Origin of the sequence: Buchnera aphidicola (Brachycaudus tragopogonis), from assembly GCF_964059175.1 — a bacterium.
Taxonomy (GTDB): domain Bacteria; phylum Pseudomonadota; class Gammaproteobacteria; order Enterobacterales; family Enterobacteriaceae; genus Buchnera; species Buchnera aphidicola_BM.
Genome location: NZ_OZ060418.1, coordinates 163,150 through 183,242, shown reverse-complemented (window position 1 = coordinate 183,242; position 20,093 = coordinate 163,150). Strand labels below are relative to the sequence as shown.

Annotated in this window: 16 protein-coding genes; 1 reads left to right on the top strand and 15 read right to left on the bottom strand. The window is 26.7% G+C overall.

Annotated features, from left to right (window positions below):
* Positions 1 to 420: 420 nt before the first annotated feature.
* From folC to ndhC, 15 genes are all read right to left on the bottom strand, one after another.
* Positions 421 to 1,683 (bottom strand): bifunctional tetrahydrofolate synthase/dihydrofolate synthase, encoded by a 1,263-nt coding sequence (gene folC / locus AB4W64_RS00865; protein ID WP_367678173.1) that lies wholly within the window; start codon positions 1,681 to 1,683, stop codon positions 421 to 423.
* 188 nt (positions 1,684 to 1,871) lie between these two features.
* The gene (locus AB4W64_RS00860) at positions 1,872 to 2,837 is read right to left on the bottom strand and encodes a TerC/Alx family metal homeostasis membrane protein (protein WP_367678172.1); all 966 of its coding nucleotides are present in this window, start codon (positions 2,835 to 2,837) and stop codon (positions 1,872 to 1,874) included.
* A gap of 37 nt (positions 2,838 to 2,874) precedes the next feature.
* Entirely contained in the window at positions 2,875 to 4,335 is a 1,461-nt protein-coding gene (locus tag AB4W64_RS00855; RefSeq protein ID WP_367678171.1) for an NADH-quinone oxidoreductase subunit N, read from the bottom strand.
* 45 nt (positions 4,336 to 4,380) lie between these two features.
* Entirely contained in the window at positions 4,381 to 5,859 is a 1,479-nt protein-coding gene (locus AB4W64_RS00850; RefSeq protein ID WP_367678170.1) for an NADH-quinone oxidoreductase subunit M, read from the bottom strand.
* 82 nt (positions 5,860 to 5,941) lie between these two features.
* Positions 5,942 to 7,777 (bottom strand): NADH-quinone oxidoreductase subunit L, encoded by a 1,836-nt coding sequence (nuoL, locus tag AB4W64_RS00845; protein WP_367678169.1) that lies wholly within the window; start codon positions 7,775 to 7,777, stop codon positions 5,942 to 5,944.
* The gene (nuoK, locus tag AB4W64_RS00840) at positions 7,774 to 8,076 is read right to left on the bottom strand and encodes an NADH-quinone oxidoreductase subunit NuoK (RefSeq protein ID WP_367678168.1); all 303 of its coding nucleotides are present in this window, start codon (positions 8,074 to 8,076) and stop codon (positions 7,774 to 7,776) included. The genes nuoL and nuoK overlap by 4 nt, the downstream gene beginning before the upstream one ends.
* A 25-nt stretch (positions 8,077 to 8,101) precedes the next feature.
* Positions 8,102 to 8,614 (bottom strand): NADH-quinone oxidoreductase subunit J, encoded by a 513-nt coding sequence (nuoJ, locus tag AB4W64_RS00835; RefSeq protein WP_367678167.1) that lies wholly within the window; start codon positions 8,612 to 8,614, stop codon positions 8,102 to 8,104.
* Positions 8,615 to 8,623: 9 nt separating this feature from the next.
* Positions 8,624 to 9,166, bottom strand: a complete 543-nt coding sequence (gene nuoI / locus AB4W64_RS00830) for an NADH-quinone oxidoreductase subunit NuoI (protein WP_367678166.1) — start codon at positions 9,164 to 9,166, stop codon at positions 8,624 to 8,626.
* A 24-nt stretch (positions 9,167 to 9,190) separates the two neighbouring features.
* The gene (nuoH, locus tag AB4W64_RS00825; RefSeq protein WP_367678165.1) at positions 9,191 to 10,159 is read right to left on the bottom strand and encodes an NADH-quinone oxidoreductase subunit NuoH; all 969 of its coding nucleotides are present in this window, start codon (positions 10,157 to 10,159) and stop codon (positions 9,191 to 9,193) included.
* Positions 10,156 to 12,885, bottom strand: coding sequence for an NADH-quinone oxidoreductase subunit NuoG (gene nuoG, locus AB4W64_RS00820; protein WP_367678164.1), 2,730 nt, complete (start codon positions 12,883 to 12,885; stop codon positions 10,156 to 10,158). The genes nuoH and nuoG overlap by 4 nt, the downstream gene beginning before the upstream one ends.
* A gap of 57 nt (positions 12,886 to 12,942) precedes the next feature.
* Positions 12,943 to 14,277 carry an NADH-quinone oxidoreductase subunit NuoF gene (nuoF, locus tag AB4W64_RS00815; protein WP_367678163.1) on the bottom strand — a complete coding sequence of 445 codons (1,335 nt, stop codon included), beginning with the start codon at positions 14,275 to 14,277 and terminating at the stop codon, positions 12,943 to 12,945.
* Positions 14,274 to 14,753, bottom strand: coding sequence for an NADH-quinone oxidoreductase subunit NuoE (gene nuoE / locus AB4W64_RS00810; RefSeq protein WP_367678288.1), 480 nt, complete (start codon positions 14,751 to 14,753; stop codon positions 14,274 to 14,276). The genes nuoF and nuoE overlap by 4 nt, the downstream gene beginning before the upstream one ends.
* A gap of 31 nt (positions 14,754 to 14,784) precedes the next feature.
* A complete protein-coding gene (nuoC, locus tag AB4W64_RS00805) occupies positions 14,785 to 16,587 on the bottom strand; it encodes an NADH-quinone oxidoreductase subunit C/D (RefSeq protein ID WP_367678162.1) in 1,803 nt (600 codons plus the stop codon).
* A gap of 120 nt (positions 16,588 to 16,707) precedes the next feature.
* On the bottom strand, positions 16,708 to 17,373 hold the full coding sequence (locus tag AB4W64_RS00800) for an NADH-quinone oxidoreductase subunit B family protein (protein ID WP_367678161.1): 666 nt from the start codon (positions 17,371 to 17,373) through the stop codon (positions 16,708 to 16,710).
* Between the two features lie 73 nt (positions 17,374 to 17,446).
* Complete coding sequence (gene ndhC, locus AB4W64_RS00795) at positions 17,447 to 17,824, bottom strand: NADH-quinone oxidoreductase subunit A (RefSeq protein ID WP_367678160.1); 378 nt, start codon at positions 17,822 to 17,824, stop codon at positions 17,447 to 17,449.
* Between the two features lie 350 nt (positions 17,825 to 18,174).
* Between ndhC and dnaK the strand changes: the two genes are divergently transcribed.
* The gene (gene dnaK / locus AB4W64_RS00790) at positions 18,175 to 20,088 is read left to right on the top strand and encodes a molecular chaperone DnaK (RefSeq protein ID WP_367678159.1); all 1,914 of its coding nucleotides are present in this window, start codon (positions 18,175 to 18,177) and stop codon (positions 20,086 to 20,088) included.
* The last annotated feature ends 5 nt before the right edge of the window (positions 20,089 to 20,093 follow it).

The window sequence follows — 20,093 nt, the reverse complement described above, 5'->3', positions numbered from 1 at the left end:
TAAAAAAGAATGGTCTATATAAAAATTATAACTTATTATACTTAAATGTTTAAAAATTAAAAGAAACGCAAAAACTAATAGCACACTACGAAATATGCCAAAAACACCTCCTAAAAAAACATTTAAATAAAAAATATTTATTTTATGTATGATTTTTTTTAAAGAATAATTTAACATTTTTTTTAAAATAAAAAAAAAATTACATTAAGTATTAAAATATTTTTTTTAAAAAAAATATTTTGTAAAGCATTTGTATAAAAAGAACTAAAATAATAATATTTATAAAAAAAATAAAAAGTAAAAAACCAAAAACAAGAAGAGATGAATTCTTGTAAAAAACCACGTAATAAACCTAAAAATACTGAAATAAAAATAGTAGCAATAATAATATAATCCAATAAAAACATAAAATTTCCAAAATTAAATTTTTGATATATCTGTTTTATCTTCTATGTTTTTTGCAGAAATAAATTCTGATACAGTTAAAAAAGAACCAAAAACTAAAATAGCATCTTGTTTTTTTAATGATAGCTTTACTATTTTATAGGCTTCATGAATGCTATTTAATACTATAGTGTTACCAGAAGGTAAATTTTTTTTTAATTTTTCTGAAGTGGCAGTACGACTTGTTTTTAAAGGTGCAGCATACCAATAATTAATTATTTTTTTAAAAGGATGAACTATTCCTGAAATGTCTTTATCTTCTAACATACCTATCAATGCATATATTTTTCCTTTAATATCTAAATCATTTATCTTTTTAAATAAATATAAAGCAGCGTCAGGATTATGTGCTACATCAACAATAATGAAAGGAAAACTAGAAATAATTTGAAATCTACCTGGTAATTTTACTCTAGAAATAGATGCTCTTATAACTTCTTCAGTAATTTTAAAACCAGCATAATATAATGCAGATAAAGCAAGAGCTGTATTAGAAAGTGGTATATGAGTCAATGGCAAACTAAATAATTCAATGTCAGGATGTATAAAATTCCAATAATGATTTTTTTTATTCCAAAACCAATCTTTATTAATTTTTTTTAGTATAGTTTTTTTTTCTTTAGCTATATTTTTCATAGAGTCTGGAATATCTATTTCTCCAATTACAGAAATTTTATTTTTTCTAAAAATACCAGATTTTTCACGAGCAATGCTTAAACGATTATACCCTAATACAGAAGTATGATCTATTCCTATATTAGTGATAATAGATAAATCAGAATCAATAATATTAGTAGCATCTAAACGTCCACCTACACCTACTTCTAATATTATAATATCTAATGATTTTTTTTGAAATAAAAACAATGCTGCAAGTGTAATAAATTCAAAATAACTTAATAAATAGGAACATCTTACTAACTCTATATATTTAAAAGAAGAAATATGCTCTTCTGCATCAAGAATAGAACCATTAATACGAACTCGCTCTAAATAATTAATAAGATGAGGCGAAGTATATAATCCTACTTGATAACCTGAATTTAACAGTAATGTTTCTAACATTGCACAAGTTGTACCTTTACCATTAGTACCTGCAACAGTAAAAATAAATGCTTTTGAATTTAATAAGTTTAATTTTTTTGCGATAAATTTTAATTTACTAAGATTAAATACTACCTTTTTATCTATTTTTTCTAAATATTTCAACCAAATGGACAAGGAGTTGTTTTTTCGCATATTAGTCTTATAATTATTTTATACAAAAAATGGAATAAAAAATATAAAAAAAAATTTTTTAAAAATACTAAAAAAATCATATTTTAAGTATGTTGTACATTTAATTGACTTATAAAAATATGTACATTATTCGAATAATTCTTTAATGAAAAGTATCATGAATATTTATAATACATTTTATAAAAAAATTAATGTTTTTTAAATTTTAAAAATTTGTTAATGATTAACGTAAGCATTATTATTATTAATATTATCAATAATGTAATCATTGTTGATATAACAACAAATTTTTCGAGTAATATTTTTAATGCAATAAAAATTAATACGCCTGATAATCCATATTCAATTTCAGGATATTTTTCCACTATAGTCGATATAAAAAAATACATAGATCTTAAACCTAAAACTGCAAAAATATTTGAAGTCACTATAATAAAAAAATTATCAGTAATAGAAAAAATAGCAGGAATACTATCTATTGAGAAAATAATATCACTTAACTCTATTATAATTAAAGATAATAATAAAGGAGTAATAAATAATTTTTTATTTAATACAAAAAAAAATTTTTTATCATGAACATCTTGAGAAACTCTAAAAAAATTAGAAATCCAAAACATTCCAATATTTTTTTCTTGTGAATCATTTTGACTGTTGTTTTTACTGTTAAAAAAAATAATTTTTAAGCTAGTTGCTAAAAAAAACATAGCAAAAAAATACAATATCCAATGATATTTAGAAAATAATATTTGTCCATAAAAAATTATAACAAAACGTAAGATTACCGCACTCCATATACCATACAATAATACTTTCTTTTGAAAAATAATTGGAATTTTTAATGATTTAAAAACAAGAAACCAAACAAAAACATTATCAATTGAAAGTAACACTTCCAATAAATATCCAGTAAAAAATAATATAACGTTTTTATTAGCAACTGTACTACTTTCATTCTTATACGTTACAAACCAAAAAAATAAAATAAAAAACAAAGATAAAAAAAACCAATAAGAATAACAAAAAAAAGAATGTTTTAAAGACTTTTCCTGTATTTTATTATCTTTGTATATGTAATTATCTATTGCAAATATAATTACAATCAAGAAAAAAAAAATACTCCAAAGTAATGGGGTAAAAGGAATATAAATCACTAATCTTAATCCTATTTTTATAAAAAAATTTTTAATATCAAAATAATGAGCATATTTTAAGTAAACTAATTAATGGATTCGGATATATTCCTAATATTAATAATATTGTTCCCGTAAAAATTATTACTATTTTAGAAGAAACATATGCTAAATTGTTTGAATCTTTTTTCTCTAATACTTGTGAAGAACTTAAGTATAAATTAATAATCACTCTCAAGTAACAATAAATACCTAACAACGTAGATACTAAAAATGTACATCCCACTATCCATAAATCTTCTTTAATAATAATTGATAATATATAAAATTTTCCTATAAATCCTAAAGTCATTGGAAGTCCAGCTAAAGAAAGTAGAACAAGCGTTAAAATACTACATAAAACTGGATATGACCAAAAAAATCCTCGATATGAAGATATTAAATTAGAATTATTTTTTTGATCTAAACTAGAAATAAAATCGATAATACCAAAACATGCTATATTACTGAATAAATAAGAAAACAAATATATACTACTAGCTTCTAAAGAAAATACATAATTATTATCTAATACCAGCAATACTACAAAAAGATATCCCATTTGCGATATTGATGTATATCCTAAAAACCTCTTAAAATTTTTTTGGAAAAGAGCCATAATATTACCAAACAACATAGAAGAAATAGTAAATAATGATATTACAAGGTATAACTGGTTATAATTTGAAAAAGAAACATGCGATAATAAATGTAATAACACAGAAAAAATAGAAATTTTCCCAACAGTAGAAAAAAAAGATAATACTAAGGCAGGAGTACCTTGATAAATATCAGGAGTCCATAAATGAAACGGCACAATTGATAATTTAAAGAATAAAGATAAAAGTATCATACTAAAACCAAACAATAAAACTACTTTTTCATTTAAAGATACTGCATTCAAAATACTATTTATAGACATAAAACTTAAATCACCGCAAACAGAATACACCCAGGCAATACCAAGCAATAAAAAACTAGATGCAACACCAGATAAAATAACGTATTTAAATGAAGCTTCTAAAGACTTTTTTTTATAACTAGAATACCCAATTAAACCAAATATTGGTAAAGATGTTAGTTCAATATTGATAAAAAAAGACGACATGTGGTTCGAAATAATTAATGACATGGCGCCCAAAGTAGAAATCAGTATCAATAAATAAAATTCTTCTTTATTAAATGGATATCTTAATAGCGATGGATACGCAAAAATGCATGTGCTAATACTTGCAATTATAATCATACCGATATAAAAAATAGAATAACTATTAATATGAAACAAAAAAGTTATATCTATTGGAACAATTTTACTTGAAAAATACAATGAAGATAATGCAGATAATAAACCCATTATACTAAGAATAGAAATAAATAAATAATTTCTATTATAAGAAATAGATAATACAACTGTTACTAAAGTGAATAATACAATTAAAAAAGGCAACAATGCTATTAGTTGTTGTAAATTTATTGTCATTGCCAATCACAACCTTATCTTTAAAATAGAATAATTAAATTCTTACTAAATGTTATGTATAGAATTATATGAAGCATCTATAATTTTTTGAGGATTGATACCTAAAAAAACTAATGTAATAATTAACACTATTATCGTCCATAATTCTTTCTTGTTTAAAAAAAACATCGGTAAAACTTTTTTAGATGAACCATAAAATATTTTATGTATCATATTTAAAGAATAAATAGAAGAAAAAACTATACCAATAGTAGCTAATATAGATGTAAGTGGAAAAAATTGAAAAAGACCAGACAAAATTAAAAATTCACCAATAAAATTTCCTGTTCCAGGTATTCCTAAATTTGCAAGAGAAAAAAACAAAGTAAAACCTGGAATCCAGTAAACATAAGACCATAAACCTCCCATTAGACGCATATCTTGAGTTTTTAAGCGTTGATAAAGTTGACCAGACAAAATACATAAAGCAGCAGTAGAAACACTATTTGATAACATTTGAATTACTACACCCTGTAGAGATATCTCATTATTACTATAAATAGCAATTAAAATTAATCCCATATGAGAAATTGAAGAATAAGCAATTAAACGTTTAATGTTTGTTTGAGAAAAAGCAATAAAAGCACCATAAAATATACTGATAAGACCTAAAAACATTGCAATGGAAGCAAATTTTTCTGTTGCATGAGGAACAAGTACTAAATTATATCTCAAAAATGCATAAGGAGCAGTTTTTAATAAAATGCCAATAATCTCTACTGCACCACAAGATGGACATTGAACATGCGTATCTGCTAACCATCCATGAAAGGGAATAATAGGCATTTTTATAGCAAATGCGAAAAAAAATCCTAACATTATAATATATTCTACATATTGATTTATTGATTGATTTAACAGTAAGTTATAATCGAAAGTTAAAATATGAGTAATTTTATAATAGTTAAGAACTAATAATAAAATAGATGATAACAATATTAATCCAGAAATTTGTCCATATATAAAAAACTTGTTCGCAGCAAAATAGCTATTTTCTTTTTTTTCTTTATCACTCCACAATGCAATTAAAAAATACATAGGAATTAAAATAATTTCCCAAAAAAAGAAAAATAAAAACAGATCTACAGCAATAAAAATACCAATTATCCCAGTAAACACAAGCATAAAATTAAAATAAAAAAAACCTTCTTTTATTTTAATTTCATTCCACGAACATACAATAGATATAATTGATAATAAAGAAGCAAAAACAAGCATAACAATAGACAAACCATCAGTTGCAATGTTAAATGAAATACCAAATTTTGGTATCCACGGTATAATGAATTGACAATTCCAATTAGGATAATGTGTTACTTGGAAAAAATAATCATTTTCCTGCATTGATATTTTAATAATTACTAATAGAGTTAGTATAATTCCTATTAGTGCAATCCAACGAGGAGCATTTTTATTCAAATTATAAGAAAAAAAAGAAAAAAAACTACTAAAAAATGGAATGATAATTAACAAAGAAAGTAACATTACAAGTATATTCCTATATATTCACTATAACTATTTAATTAATAATTTTTTATTGTTATAAAATAATTTATTTTACAATAAACTAAAAAAGTAAAATTAATATAAAAATTAAATTTACACCTAATGCCATTGAAGTTATATACCATCTTATATAACCATTACTTATCTTTAGTAAATAAAAATTAAATATATCTACTATTTTTATAAAAAAATACATAACTTTATTAAATGGATCAAGAGATAGTAGTTGTGCTATATATAAATAAAAATTTAAAAAAAATCTATTATAAAAAAAATCAAATCCCCAACCTTTTAAAAAAAAAGAAGAAATATATCTTATTAAATTAAATTGCAAACATTTATCAATCCAATATGTATTTTTAATCCAAAAATAATAAGAAAAATATATTCCAGAAATAGACAATATACTACATATTATTTCAAACAAAAATTTATTATCTATGAATAAATTATATGGAGGAAGTACATAAGATAATGGCGGAACAATATATGATCCAAAAATTGTAGAAAAAAATAAAAGAATTAATAATGGTATATTGTGTCCAAAACTAGAATAGGAAGTAGCCGTACAAATAGATTTTCCATGAAAAACAACAAAAATCATTCTAAATGTGTAAATAGCGGTCAAAAAAGAACAAAATAAAGAAATTAAAAATAAATTAATATGACCACTTTGTAACACACTAAATAAAATGTTACCTTTACTATAAAAACCAGCTGTAACTAAGGGAAAAGAAACTAAAGAAGCACCTCCAACTATAAAATTAATATATAAAAAAGGTAATTTTTTACGTAAACCTCCTAAATTAAATATATTTTTTTCATTGTTACAAGATAGAATTAATGAACCTGCAGATAAAAATAATAACGCTTTAAAAATAGCATGCATAATTAAATGCGTTATTGCCGCGCTCCACGCCTGAACTCCAAGTGCTAAAAACATATACCCTATTTGACTCATCGTAGAATAAGCCAAAATACGTTTTATATCACTCTGAAATAAAGCAGATATACTAGAAACTAATATTGTTAGTGTACCAACTAAACTTACAAGATATAATATATCTGGAGTTAATAAAAATAAAAAATGAGTTCTAGCTATTAAATAAACCCCAGCTGTAACCATAGTAGCTGCATGAATCAAAGCTGAAACAGGAGTAGGCCCAACCATTGCATCCGATAACCAAGTGTGTAATGGTAACTGTGCTGATTTCCCCAAGACACCTATTAATAAACAAAATGTAATCCAATTTAAAATATGGCAATTTTCTATATTTAAAAAAGTTGATAAAAATTTAATTTCTTGAAAATTAAAAGTACCATATTCTTGATATATTAAAAACATTGCTATCATTAAAAAAACATCAGAAATTCTAGTTAAAATAAAAGCTTTAAGAGCACAATAATTATTGTTGAAATCTGTGTAATAAAAACCAATTAATAGATAAGAGCATACACTAACTCCTTCCCATCCTAAATACATAAATAAAAAATTATCTGATAATACTAAAACGGACATACTTGCTATAAATAAATTAGTATATGCAAAAAAACGTGAACAACCTTCTTTTTTCTCCATATACCAAGAAGAAAAAATATGTATTAATAAACCTACACCTGTAATTACAGATAACATACTTAAAGATAATCCATCTAATAGAAAGGAAAAATCAATCTTAAAATTATAAATAGATATCCATTGCCATAATTTTTGAACAATAACTTTGTCCGTGTTTTTAATAAAGATAAAAATATAGAAAAAAGTAATTAAAAATGATATAAATACTGAATAAATACCTATTTTTGATGCTTTTTTTTTAGATATTAAGCCTTGATTGAAAGATAAAAATAAAAATCCAATTAGTGGAAACAAAACTATGAAGAAAATAATATTCATCCATGCATCTCACTTAAAATATCAATATTTAATGTTTTCCAACGTCTATAAATTTGAAGCAATAATGCTAAAGCTATGCTTGCTTCTGATGCAGCTAAAGTAATAGCAAATATATACATTATTTGACCATCTACTTGTTGCCAATAACTACCTACTACTATTAATGCTAATCCAGCAGCATTCATCATTATTTCTAAACTAATTAACATAAATAATATATTGCGTCGTACAATTAAAGATGTTAAACCTAAAATAAATAATATTAATGATAAAAATAACCCGTGAAATAAAGAAATCATTAATGATAATCCTTATAAACATTAATTATGATGATTTATGTTTGATTGATTTTTTTTCTATACCAATATGAAATACAACAACTAAAGCAGATAATAAAAGAATTGAAGATAATTCAACTAATAATACATAAGGACCAAATAAACTAATACCTACTGCTTTAGAATCAATTAAAATTCCTACTATTTTTTTTTCTTTTAAAAAAAATATCGTATAAGTCATTGATAAAAATAATATTAATGATAATAAACTAGGTCCGATCCAAAAATGAGGCTTTAAATATTTTGCTTCTTTTATATCATATTTGTCACCGAGATTAAGCATCATAACAACAAAAACAAATAATACTATAATAGCTCCAGCATAAATAATAACTTCTAAAGCACCTGCAAAAAAAGCGCCAAGTGAAAAAAAAACACCAGATATTGATAAAAGTGAAATTATTAAATATAATAGAGAATACACTGCATTTTTTTGAATAATTACACAAAAAGTAGAAATAACTGCTACAAATGAACATATATAAAAAACAAATTCCATAAAATCTCCTTATGGCAATAAATCCTTTACGTTAACAGGTTTAGATTCACTATTTAATACACCTATATTTTTTCCTTTTATAGAAACACCAGAAAAATCATAAAAATTATAATCCGGATACTTTCCTGGACCAGAAATTAACAAATCCTCTTTTTCATATATTAAATCTTTTCTTTGGAAGTCAGATAATTCAAAATCTGGAGTTAATTGAATTGCAGCCGTTGGACACGCTTCCTCACACAAACCACAAAAAATACAACGAGAAAAATTAATTCTAAAAAATTCTGGATACCAACGACCGCCAGTTTTTTCAGATTTTTGAAGAGAAATACAATCTACAGGACAAACTGCTGCACATAAATTACAAGCAACACAACGTTCATTTCCATCTAAATTACGTGTTAATATAATACGGCCTCGATAACGCGAAGATAAATTTACCTTTTCTTCTGGATATGATTGAGTTTCAGATTTTGAAAAAATATTTAAACCAATCATTAAAATACTTCTTATTTGCGTTAAAAATCCGATAATAATGTTTTTTAAAATCATAAATAAAAAAGTCTCTTTTAAAATTTACAACAATATAAAAAAAGCAGTTAGCAACAAATTAAATAATGTTAATGGTAAACAAATCTTCCATCCGAATGATAGCATTTGATCATATCTTGGTCGGGGCAAAGAAGCACGAATTAAAATAAATAAAAAAATAAAAAACAAGGTTTTAAAGAAAAACCAAATAAAACTAGGCAACCATGGCCCAAACCAGCCACCAAAAAAAACTGTTACAATCAATAATGAAATTATAATAATAGAAATGTATTCTCCAATAAAAAATAAACCAAACTTCATACCAGAATATTCAATATGATAACCATCCGCTAATTCCTGTTCAGATTCAGGCTGATCAAAAGGATGTCTATGACATACAGCTAAACCTGCTATAAAAAAAGCTAAAAAACCAAAGAATTGTGGAAAAACATTCCAAACTTCTTTTTGACTATTAATGATATCTATTATTTTAAAAGATCCAGACTGAACTACCACACCCATTAATGATAATCCTAAAAAAACTTCATAACTTAAAGTTTGAACACAAGCACGCATAGCTCCTAATAATGCATACTTATTATTACTAGACCAACCTGCAAATAATACAGAATAAACAGACAACCCAGCCATCATTAAAAAAAATAAAATTCCTATATTTAAATCAATAATAACAAAATTAGAAGTAAATGGAATTATTGGAATAACACATAGCAAAGAAACAAACGCAATAATAGGTGATAAAATAAAAATAAATTTTTTACTAAATGGAGGAACCCAATCTTCTTTAAATAAAATTTTGATCATATCAGCACACAATTGTAAGCTTCCCATCCAACCTACTCGATTAGGTCCATTTCTATTCTGAAATACTGCTAATAATCTACGCTCAACAATACTTAAAACAGCACCAAAAAATACTGTTAAAAATAAAATAAAAATAACTTTTAAAAAACAAAAAATTATTCTTAATGCATGTGCTTCTAAAAAAATCATCTAATAAATTCCTGTAAAAATTTAATTTTTTTACCAACAAGAGAGATAGGAAATCCCTTTCTTCCTATAGGTAAACCTATCTGTTTTTTATTTAAATGTTTAGAAAATCGTACTGATAAACGATAGTCTTTATTTAAACAATTAAATTCTACTATAGAATCTTTTTTTAAACCTAGTTCAATTCCATCTAGTAGACCAATTAAAGCATATTCTAAAGGAATGTTTTCTTGTATTGTAGATGAATATTGAGTTAATTCTTCATTTCCGAAAATATGATAGTAAGGAATTATATACCAGTATTTTTCTTCTATAAAATCTCTTGGAATCAACTTAGAATAAGTTTCTATTATTTTTTCATTATTTTTAAAAATATGTGTTCCTGAGTCTCCAGATATTAAACTCTCACCTACTTTTTTTTGAAATTTATTCAATGCTTGAGGAGAATTCCATCCGGGAAACCAAGCAAATGGAATATGAGATACAGATTTATTAGGTTGATTATATCCTTCCATAGAAAACGAAAATATAGTATTTAAATCTTTTGGTTGAGAAGATTCATGAATATCAATATTAGCACGCAAAGCTGTTCTACCACTAGAACGAATAGGAGAACGGGCAATTTTTTGACCGTGAATACGAAAATTAGAATCTAATTCTTTCTTTTGAATTTTTTTTAATATTGTATATTTCTTGGTATATGCATTTATCACATCATCTAAAATAGACCAAGATACTTCTACATTATTAGTTTTTGATTTAATAAAGTGCAACCACTTCCAACTATCAAATAAAGAATTATTTTTATCATAAAAACTAGGATCATACACTTGAAAGAAACGTTGTGCTCTTCCTTCAAAATTTATTATAGTACCAGAGCTTTCTGTAAAATTAGATACAGGAAAAGTTAATCCAGATCTTTTATAAGTGTCAGTACTTTGATGATCTAAAGTCATGATTTTTTCTTTATTTTTTAGAAAAAAATTACATTCATATTCCGAGATAAAACGATATATATCGTATTCCATAAAAATTATGGCATCTGCTTTTTCTTGTTTGAATTTTTCTAACGCAGATTCTATAGACATACCTCCAATGACTGCTGCTCCTAAAGTATTTGATGAAGGCGTTAAAAAAGTAAGACCAACATGATGATTCAAAGTATGCATTTTAATAGCTTTAGCTATATTTATAGATGCTTGTATAATAGAACTACTAAAGGAATGTGAACCTGAAATAATTAATGCTTTTTTAGATGAAATTAAACGATTAGCAATTAATAATGCTTGATTTTTTAAAAAAACATTTAAGTTTAAAACTGGGGGTAAAGTATTATCTAATTCATAAGCAATAGCAGATGCTAAATTTATTTGTTCATGAATTGATGCAAAATAAGACCATTCAGAAACATCATCTAATTTATTTTCATGCGTATGCATAATATACAAAGAATTTTTGTGATCTTCTACAACTTGCTTAAGAGGAGAAACATTCCATTTAGGTATTCCATATAAACTTGCAATATCTTGTGCTTTTTTCTTAACTGCTTGGCGTACTGCTAAAGCAACACGAGGAGATGTTTGTGTTAAATCTTCTCCTAAAATTAAAATTACATCATAACTTTCAATTTCTTTTAAAGATGGTATATATATATCATTATTTTTTAAAACGTTTAAAATCAATCTACTACAATTTTGTTCTTTTTCGCACATTCCATTAGAAAAATTTTCTTCTCCTACTAGTTCTTGTAAAGCAAAATTATTTTCTATACTTGACCTAGTAGAACCAATACCAATTATTCGTTTATACCGTTTTAAAAAAGTCACCCCGAGTTCTATAGCCTGTTTAAAGTTTAATATGGTTGATTCTTTATCATGATGAACAGGTTGTTTCGGACGAGTATTTAAATTATAGTGTAAATATCCAAAACGACCGAGATCACAAATTAAATAATGGTTTATATTTTCATGATACCTATTTTCTATTCGACGTATTTCACCATAACGTTCTCCGATACTAATGTTACAACCAACACTGCAATTATTACATATTCCTGGAGCGTATTGCATATCCCATTTACGATTATATCTTTTAGAATGAGTTTTATCAGTAAATACACCAGTAGGACATAATTCTATTAAATTACCTGAGTGTTCATTTTCTAAAGCACCATCTTCTATACGTCCAAAATAAATATTATTATTAGCCCCATATACACCAAAATCTATACCATCAGCATAATCATTATAGTATCTAACACAACGATAACATGTAATACAGCGATTCATTTCATGCTTAATAAAAGATCCTAAATATTGATTTTTATGTGTTCTTTTTTTAAATCTATAATGACGTATACTGTGTTTGTTCATTACAGTCATATCCTGTAAATGACAATGGCCACCTTCTTCACATACTGGACAATCATGTGGATGATTAGTCAACAATAGTTCTATTATAGCACTTCTAAACAATTCTGATTCACTATTATTAATAGACAAGATAGCTCCATTTGTAACAGGAGTCATACAAGACATAACTAAGCGACCTGTATTATCTTCAAAATTATTATACTGTGTTATAGCACATTGACGACATGCTCCAACACTACCTAATAAAGGATGCCAGCAAAAATAAGGAATGTTGATACCTACTGATAAACATGCTTGAAGCAAATTATCTGATGGATCAACATCATATATTTTTTTATCTACATAAATGATAGCCATGATAAAATAATTCCAAAAACTTTTATTTAGATAAATGTATATAAAAATTTAAACATTTCAACTAAAATGGTTAGATTGAATTCCAATAATTTTTTTATTTAAATCTGTTTTTTTTGTATTAATTCCAGCTTCAAACTCATGACGAAAATATTTTATGGCACTTTGTAAAGGTTCTATTGCCCCGGGTGCATGAGCGCAAAATGTTTTTCCTGGACCTAAATGAAGACATAATTGTTCTAAAGTTTTTATATCATTGTTTTGTCCTTGGTTGTCTTTTAAACTTTTTAATATTTTAACAATCCATGGAAGTCCATCTCTACATGGAGTACATAAACCACATGATTCACGAGCAAAAAATTTTTCTAAATTATATACTAGAGATACCATGTTTATTTTATGGTCAACAGCCATAGCAAGAGCTGTTCCTAATCGACTACCGGCGTTTCTAATATGATTAAAATCCATTGGTAAATCTAAATGCATTTCAGTTAGAAAATCTGTACCGGCACCACCAGGCTGCCAAGCTTTCAAAGATAAACCCGACTGCATTCCACAAGCATAGTCTTCTAAAATTTCACGAGCAGTAGTACCAAAAGGTAGCTCCCAAACACCTGGATTGTTTACTTTTCCTGAAAATCCCATTAGTTTAGTACCCGTATCAATACTATTCGATAAACTTTTATACCAATTAATACCATTTAATATAATACATGGAATGTTTGATAATGTTTCAACATTATTAACGCATGTTGGTTTTCCCCATAAACCAAACACTCCTGGAAACGGTGGTTTAAATCTAGGATTTGCTCTCCGACCTTCTAAAGAATTTAGTAAAGCTGTTTCTTCTCCACAAATGTATCGACCAGCTCCAGTATGTATAATTAATTCAAAATTAAAATCACTCCCTAAAATATTAGAACCAATATAACCTAATTTTATGGCTTCTTGTATAGATCTTTTTAAAATATATTCAGCTTGAACGTATTCTCCTCTTAAAAAAATGTAACCACGAGAAACGTTTAAAGCATATGCACTTAATATCATTCCTTCAATTAATTGATGAGGAATATTTTCGATCAAAAGTCTATCTTTATATGTACCTGGTTCCATTTCATCTGCATTACATACTAAATAGCGACAGTCTGTAGAAAATTTACTTTGAGATACCAAACTCCATTTTAAACCGGTTAAAAATCCAGCGCCCCCCCTTCCTTTTAAACCTGATTCTTGTATTGTTTTAATAATATCTTCTGGAAGCATATTTTTTAATGCTTTTTTTAAAGCTAAATAACCATTTTTCTCACAATATTCTTTAATATAAATAGTTTTTTTATCATCTCTTAACCTCCAAGTTAAAGGATGAGTTTCTTCAAGACGCAAAATTTTTTTCATTTATATGATTCCAGTAAATGCGGTATAGATTCTGGAGTTAAAAAGGAATGCGTATCTTCATTTATCATAATAGTTGGACCTTTATCACAATTTCCTAAACAACAGACTGGTAATAAAGTAAATCGTTTATCTTGAGTAGTTTCTCCTATTTTTATATTCAAATAATTCTCTAAAGTAATTTTTAATTGTTGATAACCTGTTATAAAACAAACTACGCTATCGCAATAACGAATAATATTACGACCTACAGGTTGACGAAAAATCTGACTATAAAAAGTAGCTACTTCTTCAAGTTCACTAGGATTAATTTGAAGTACTTCAGAAATTGCATAAATAGCTTGATCAGATATCCAACCTCGTTTTTTTTGAACAATTTTTAATGCTTCTATAGAAACAGCTCTAGCATTTTCATAAAACTTTTTTTCATTTTCAATTTTCTTAATTTCTTCATTCGTTAATATAAATTTTATAGAAATTTCTCGAAATTCATTTTTTTTTTATACATAATTATCTATCCACGTCAGACATTACAAAATCTATACTACCTAAGTATACAATTAAATCTGATATTAAACTTCCACGAATTACTGAAGGTATTTGTTGTAAATGTGGAAAACTAGGTGTTCGTATTCTAGTACGATAACTCATCGTACCACCATCACTAATTAAGTAATAACTATTAATTCCTTTAGTGGCTTCAATCATTTGAAAGCTTTCATTTTCTGGAATAACTGGACCCCAAGATACTTGTAAAAAATGAGAGATCATAGTGTCAATATTTTGTAAAACAGATTCTTTATCAGGAGGTGTCGTCAAAACGTGATCTGATTTAAAAGGACCTGCTGGCATATTATCTAAACATTGTTTTAAAATAATAAGACTTTGATAAATTTCTTCTACTTTAATCATTACTCTTGAATAACAATCACTGATTCCTCCTCCTATTGGAACTTCAAAAGTATAATTTTCATACCCAGAATATGGTCGCCATTTTCTTACATCAAAGTTTAATCCGGTAGCACGCAAACCTGCTCCTGTAACTCCCCATTGAAGTGCTTCTTTTTTATTATATTTAGCAATGCCTTTTGATCGATTGATTAAAATGCTATTTTCTAAAGCAGTTTTTACATAATATTTTAATCTTTTTGGCATCCACATTAAAAATTCTTTTAACAAACGATCCCAACCTTTTGGTAAATCATTAGCTACCCCACCAATTCTAAACCAAGCAGGATGCATACGAGCACCGGTAATTGCTTCAATTAAATCATATATTTTTTGACGATCTGTAAATGCTAAAAATACAGGAGTCATGCAACCAACATCTTGAATAAAAGTAGAAATATATAACAAATGACTGTTTATTCGAAATAATTCAGACATCATTACACGAATTACTTCTGCTTTTTCTGGTACCGAGATATTAGCTAATTTCTCTACAGATAAAACATAAGGCATTTCATTAACACAACCCCCAAGATATTCAATTCGATCAGTATATGGTATATAACTATGCCATGACTGACGCTCTGCCATTTTTTCAGCTCCACGATGGTGATACCCGATGTCTGGAACACAATCTACAATATTTTCACCATCTAATTGTAAAACAATTCTAAAAGCACCATGAGCAGAAGGATGATTTGGCCCTAAATTTAAAAACATAAATTCTACATTTTCATTTTTACGAGTCATACCCCATAACTCAGGTTTAAATTTTAGTCCTTCCATTTGAAAATCTTCTTTTTGTTCATTTAAATAGAAGGGTTCATTCTCAGTTGCTCTAGAAGCATAATTCTTTCTTAATGGATGCCCTATCCAGGTACTAGGCATAATAATACGAGTTAAGTTGGGATGTTTGTCAAATACGATACCAAACATATCCCATGTTTCACGTTCATACCAATTGGCATTAGAAAACAAACTAGTCAATGTTGGTACACTTAAATCTTGTTCGAATAATGGAACCTTAATCATAATATCTGAATTGCGTTCAATAGATATTAAATGATAAAAAACTGAAAAGTCAGCTTTAGGCAAATTATTACGATGTAATCTAATACGTTCATCTACACCATGTAAATCATAAAGCATGATATAAGGACGAGATAAATTACATAAAAATTTTCCTACTTCTATTAATAATGTTTTATTGATCCAAATTATAGGAAAACCGGTTAAAGTGATTTGATGAAAGCAAAAATCTTCACCAAAAAAATCATATAAATTTTTTATTACTGAATTATTTAAGTTTTCTTCAGAATTTTGTTTCAAAAAAAAATCATGATCTTTTTTCATTGAATCTGACATAAATTTCTCATTTCACTTAATTTAAAAAATATTATATTATTATTAATATAATTATCTAGAAAAATATTATTAATATTAAAAAAATTCGTATTTCTTCACTTTTTTATATCATCTAAAATTTTATGAAATTGGAAGATTTACTACATTAATTCGCTTGTTTCTTTTTCTTATTCTTTCAGATAACATTTTTTTATTATATATACCTTGTTCTCCAACAATCCAAGACAATGGTCTTCTTTCTTCTTTTATTAATCTCTGCAACAACATTAAAGCTTGTATATATGATTCAGGACGAGGTGGACAACCAGGAATATAAATATCTACTGGTAAAAATTTATCTACTCCTTGTACAACAGAATAAATATCATACATACCACCAGAATTAGCACATGCACCCATAGAAATCACCCATTTTGGCTCTAACATTTGATCATATAATCTTTGAATAACAGGAGCCATTTTGATAAACGGTGTACCAGCAATTACCATAACATCAGCCTGTCTAGGAGATGCCCGTAATACTTCAGATCCAAAACGTGAAACATCGTGTACAGAAGTAAAGGAAGAAACCATTTCAACATAACAACACGACAGTCCAAAGTTGTAAGGCCAAAGAGAATTGCTTCTTCCCCAATTCACCAATTTATGTATTAATTCATTAATTTTACCCATAAAAATATTTTTTTTTAAATATTCCTTCACAGGATCTTTGGCAGATTCAATTATCCTTTTAGGATACTTATTATTATTTTTTTCAGTATCTGCTCTTGTTAAAGTATAATTCATTTTATAACTCATTTTTTGTATCTCATTGATGTAAATTTATAATAATCTTAAGCTTTGAATACAATGGTAAATATTAGGATGACCAATTTAAGGCCTTAATACGAATTAAATAAAATAATGATAATAAAAGAGATATGATAAACATAGTTGCTTCAATAAATCCAGTCCATCCCGATTCACATACACTAATAGACCATGCATATAAATAAAGTGCTTCAACGTCAAAAACTACAAAAAACATCGCGATCAAATAAAATTTTACAGAAAAATGAAGATAAGTATTTCCAACTGATACAATGCCTGATTCAAATGGTGTATTCTTATATCTAGATAAAGATTTACCCCCTAACAATGCACTCAAAAAAAGCATAAAAAAACACAGACCGAAGGAAAAAGCTATAAAAATAAAAAAAGATAAACATTCACTAATTGTTTCTGTATTTCTTAACATATACTATCCTAAAAAAATTAAAATATATTTAAAAAAATATGGAAATTATTTTATGTATTTACATCATATGATACAAAGATAGAACTTACTATATTATATACATTAATAAATATATCATCTCTATTTTATATGTCTTCAAAAAAAACTTCATTTTAGATAATCTCTTGGTTTCACTTCATTTTTTTTGTCCTTGACCCTTGATGATCGAAAAAGCGACCCCATCTAATAATCATTCAACATTGCACATGAAGAACAATAAAATCCTATTTAGCTTATTAAAAGCCAAAAAAAATGGCCGCATAAAGTTTGAAAACCCAATTGATCAAGATATTAAATAAGGAGAGATTTTAATGGGTAAAATTATTGGTATTGACTTGGGAACAACCAACTCTTGTGTTGCCATTATGGATGGCAACAAACCACGTGTTTTAGAAAATTCTGAAGGTGATCGTACTACACCTTCAATTATTGCATATACTCAAGAAGGAGAGATTTTAGTAGGACAACCAGCTAAACGTCAAGCTATAACTAATCCACAAAATACACTCTTTGCAATAAAACGCTTAATTGGTAGAAAATTTAAAGATGATGAAGTACAACGCGACATAAAAATAATGCCTTACAAAATTATTAATTCTGATAATGGTGATGCATGGATTGATATAAAAAAACAAAAAATGGCACCTCCTCAAATTTCTGCAGAAGTATTAAAAAAGATGAAAAAAACTGCCGAAGATTATTTAGGAGAATCAATAACAGAAGCTGTAATCACAGTTCCTGCTTATTTTAACGATGCCCAACGTCAAGCAACTAAAGATGCTGGAAGAATAGCCGGACTAGAAGTTAAAAGAATTATTAATGAACCGACTGCAGCAGCGCTTGCTTACGGTTTAGATAAAGGGCAAGGAAATAGAACCATAGCTGTATATGATTTAGGAGGTGGAACTTTTGATATATCTATTATTGAAATTGATGATGTAGATAAAGAAAAAACTTTTGAAGTTCTAGCAACAAACGGAGATACCCATCTTGGGGGAGAAGATTTTGATAGCAGATTAATTAACTATTTAGTCCAAGAATTTAAGAAAGAACAAGGAATAGATTTAAGAAATGATCCATTATCTATGCAACGTTTAAAAGAATCTGCAGAAAAAGCAAAAATAGAATTATCATCTGCACAGCAAACAGATGTAAATCTTCCATATATTACAGCAGATTCTCATGGACCTAAACATCTAAATATCAAAGTAACTCGTTCAAAATTAGAATCTTTAGTAGAAGATTTAGTTATACGATCTATTGAGCCATTAAAAGTAGCATTAAAAGATGCAGGATTATCAGTTTCAGATATAAATGATGTAATCTTAGTAGGCGGTCAAACAAGAATGCCTATGGTACAAAAAAAAGTGGCAGATTTTTTTGGCAAAGAACCTAGAAAAGATGTGAATCCAGATGAAGCCGTAGCAGTTGGTGCTGCAGTACAAGGAGGAGTTCTCTCTGGTGATGTTAAAGATGTCTTATTACTTGATGTAACTCCTTTATCACTTGGAATTGAAACAATGGGTGGTATAATGACTTCACTCATAAATAAAAACACTACAATTCCAACTAAACACAGTCAAGTATTTTCAACAGCAGAAGACAATCAATCAGCAGTAACTATACATGTACTACAAGGTGAGCGTAAAAAATCATCAGATAATAAATCTTTAGGACAATTCAATCTGGATGGCATTCAACCTGCACCTAGAGGAACAGCACAAATTGAAGTTACATTTGATATTGACTCTGATGGAATACTACATGTATCTGCAAAAGATAAAAAAACAGGAAAAGAGCAAAAAATTACAATTAAAGCATCTTCTGGGCTTAATGAAGAAGAAATTCAAAAAATGGTAAATGATGCAGAAGCAAATTCTGAAGCTGATCAAAAATTTGAAGAACTAGTACAAACAAGAAATCAAGGTGATCAATTAGTTCATAGTACAAAAAAACAATTAAATGAAAATAAAGATTTAATTCAAGAAAACGATAGAAAAGAAATCGAATCAGCTCTAGAAAAATTAGAAAAAACATTAAAAGGAGAAAATAAATCTGAAATTGAAAACAACATACAAACACTGTTAAAAGCATCATCAAAGCTAGCAGAAATTAATCAAAAAAAATCAGAAGAAAACTCAAAACAAGAAAATACGTCACCGGATAAAAAAGACGAAAATGTCGTAGATGCAGAATTTGAAGAAATTAAAGATCCTAAAAAATAATAACT

What these genes read in the sequence shown, in the direction of transcription:
- nuoH (WP_367678165.1), bottom strand. Translation starts at nt 10,159, where the DNA reads ATGATTTTTTTAGAAGCACATGCATTAAGAATAATTTTTTGTTTTTTA.
- nuoC (WP_367678162.1), bottom strand. Translation starts at nt 16,587, where the DNA reads ATGTCAGATTCAATGAAAAAAGATCATGATTTTTTTTTGAAACAAAAT.
- AB4W64_RS00850 (WP_367678170.1), bottom strand. Translation starts at nt 5,859, where the DNA reads ATGTTACTTTCTTTGTTAATTATCATTCCATTTTTTAGTAGTTTTTTT.
- folC (WP_367678173.1), bottom strand. Translation starts at nt 1,683, where the DNA reads ATGCGAAAAAACAACTCCTTGTCCATTTGGTTGAAATATTTAGAAAAA.
- ndhC (WP_367678160.1), bottom strand. Translation starts at nt 17,824, where the DNA reads ATGTTAAGAAATACAGAAACAATTAGTGAATGTTTATCTTTTTTTATT.
- AB4W64_RS00855 (WP_367678171.1), bottom strand. Translation starts at nt 4,335, where the DNA reads ATGACAATAAATTTACAACAACTAATAGCATTGTTGCCTTTTTTAATT.
- AB4W64_RS00800 (WP_367678161.1), bottom strand. Translation starts at nt 17,373, where the DNA reads ATGAATTATACTTTAACAAGAGCAGATACTGAAAAAAATAATAATAAG.
- dnaK (WP_367678159.1), top strand. Translation starts at nt 18,175, where the DNA reads ATGGGTAAAATTATTGGTATTGACTTGGGAACAACCAACTCTTGTGTT.
- nuoK (WP_367678168.1), bottom strand. Translation starts at nt 8,076, where the DNA reads ATGATTTCTTTATTTCACGGGTTATTTTTATCATTAATATTATTTATT.
- nuoI (WP_367678166.1), bottom strand. Translation starts at nt 9,166, where the DNA reads ATGATTTTAAAAAACATTATTATCGGATTTTTAACGCAAATAAGAAGT.
- nuoG (WP_367678164.1), bottom strand. Translation starts at nt 12,885, where the DNA reads ATGGCTATCATTTATGTAGATAAAAAAATATATGATGTTGATCCATCA.
- nuoJ (WP_367678167.1), bottom strand. Translation starts at nt 8,614, where the DNA reads ATGGAATTTGTTTTTTATATATGTTCATTTGTAGCAGTTATTTCTACT.
- nuoL (WP_367678169.1), bottom strand. Translation starts at nt 7,777, where the DNA reads ATGAATATTATTTTCTTCATAGTTTTGTTTCCACTAATTGGATTTTTA.
- nuoF (WP_367678163.1), bottom strand. Translation starts at nt 14,277, where the DNA reads ATGAAAAAAATTTTGCGTCTTGAAGAAACTCATCCTTTAACTTGGAGG.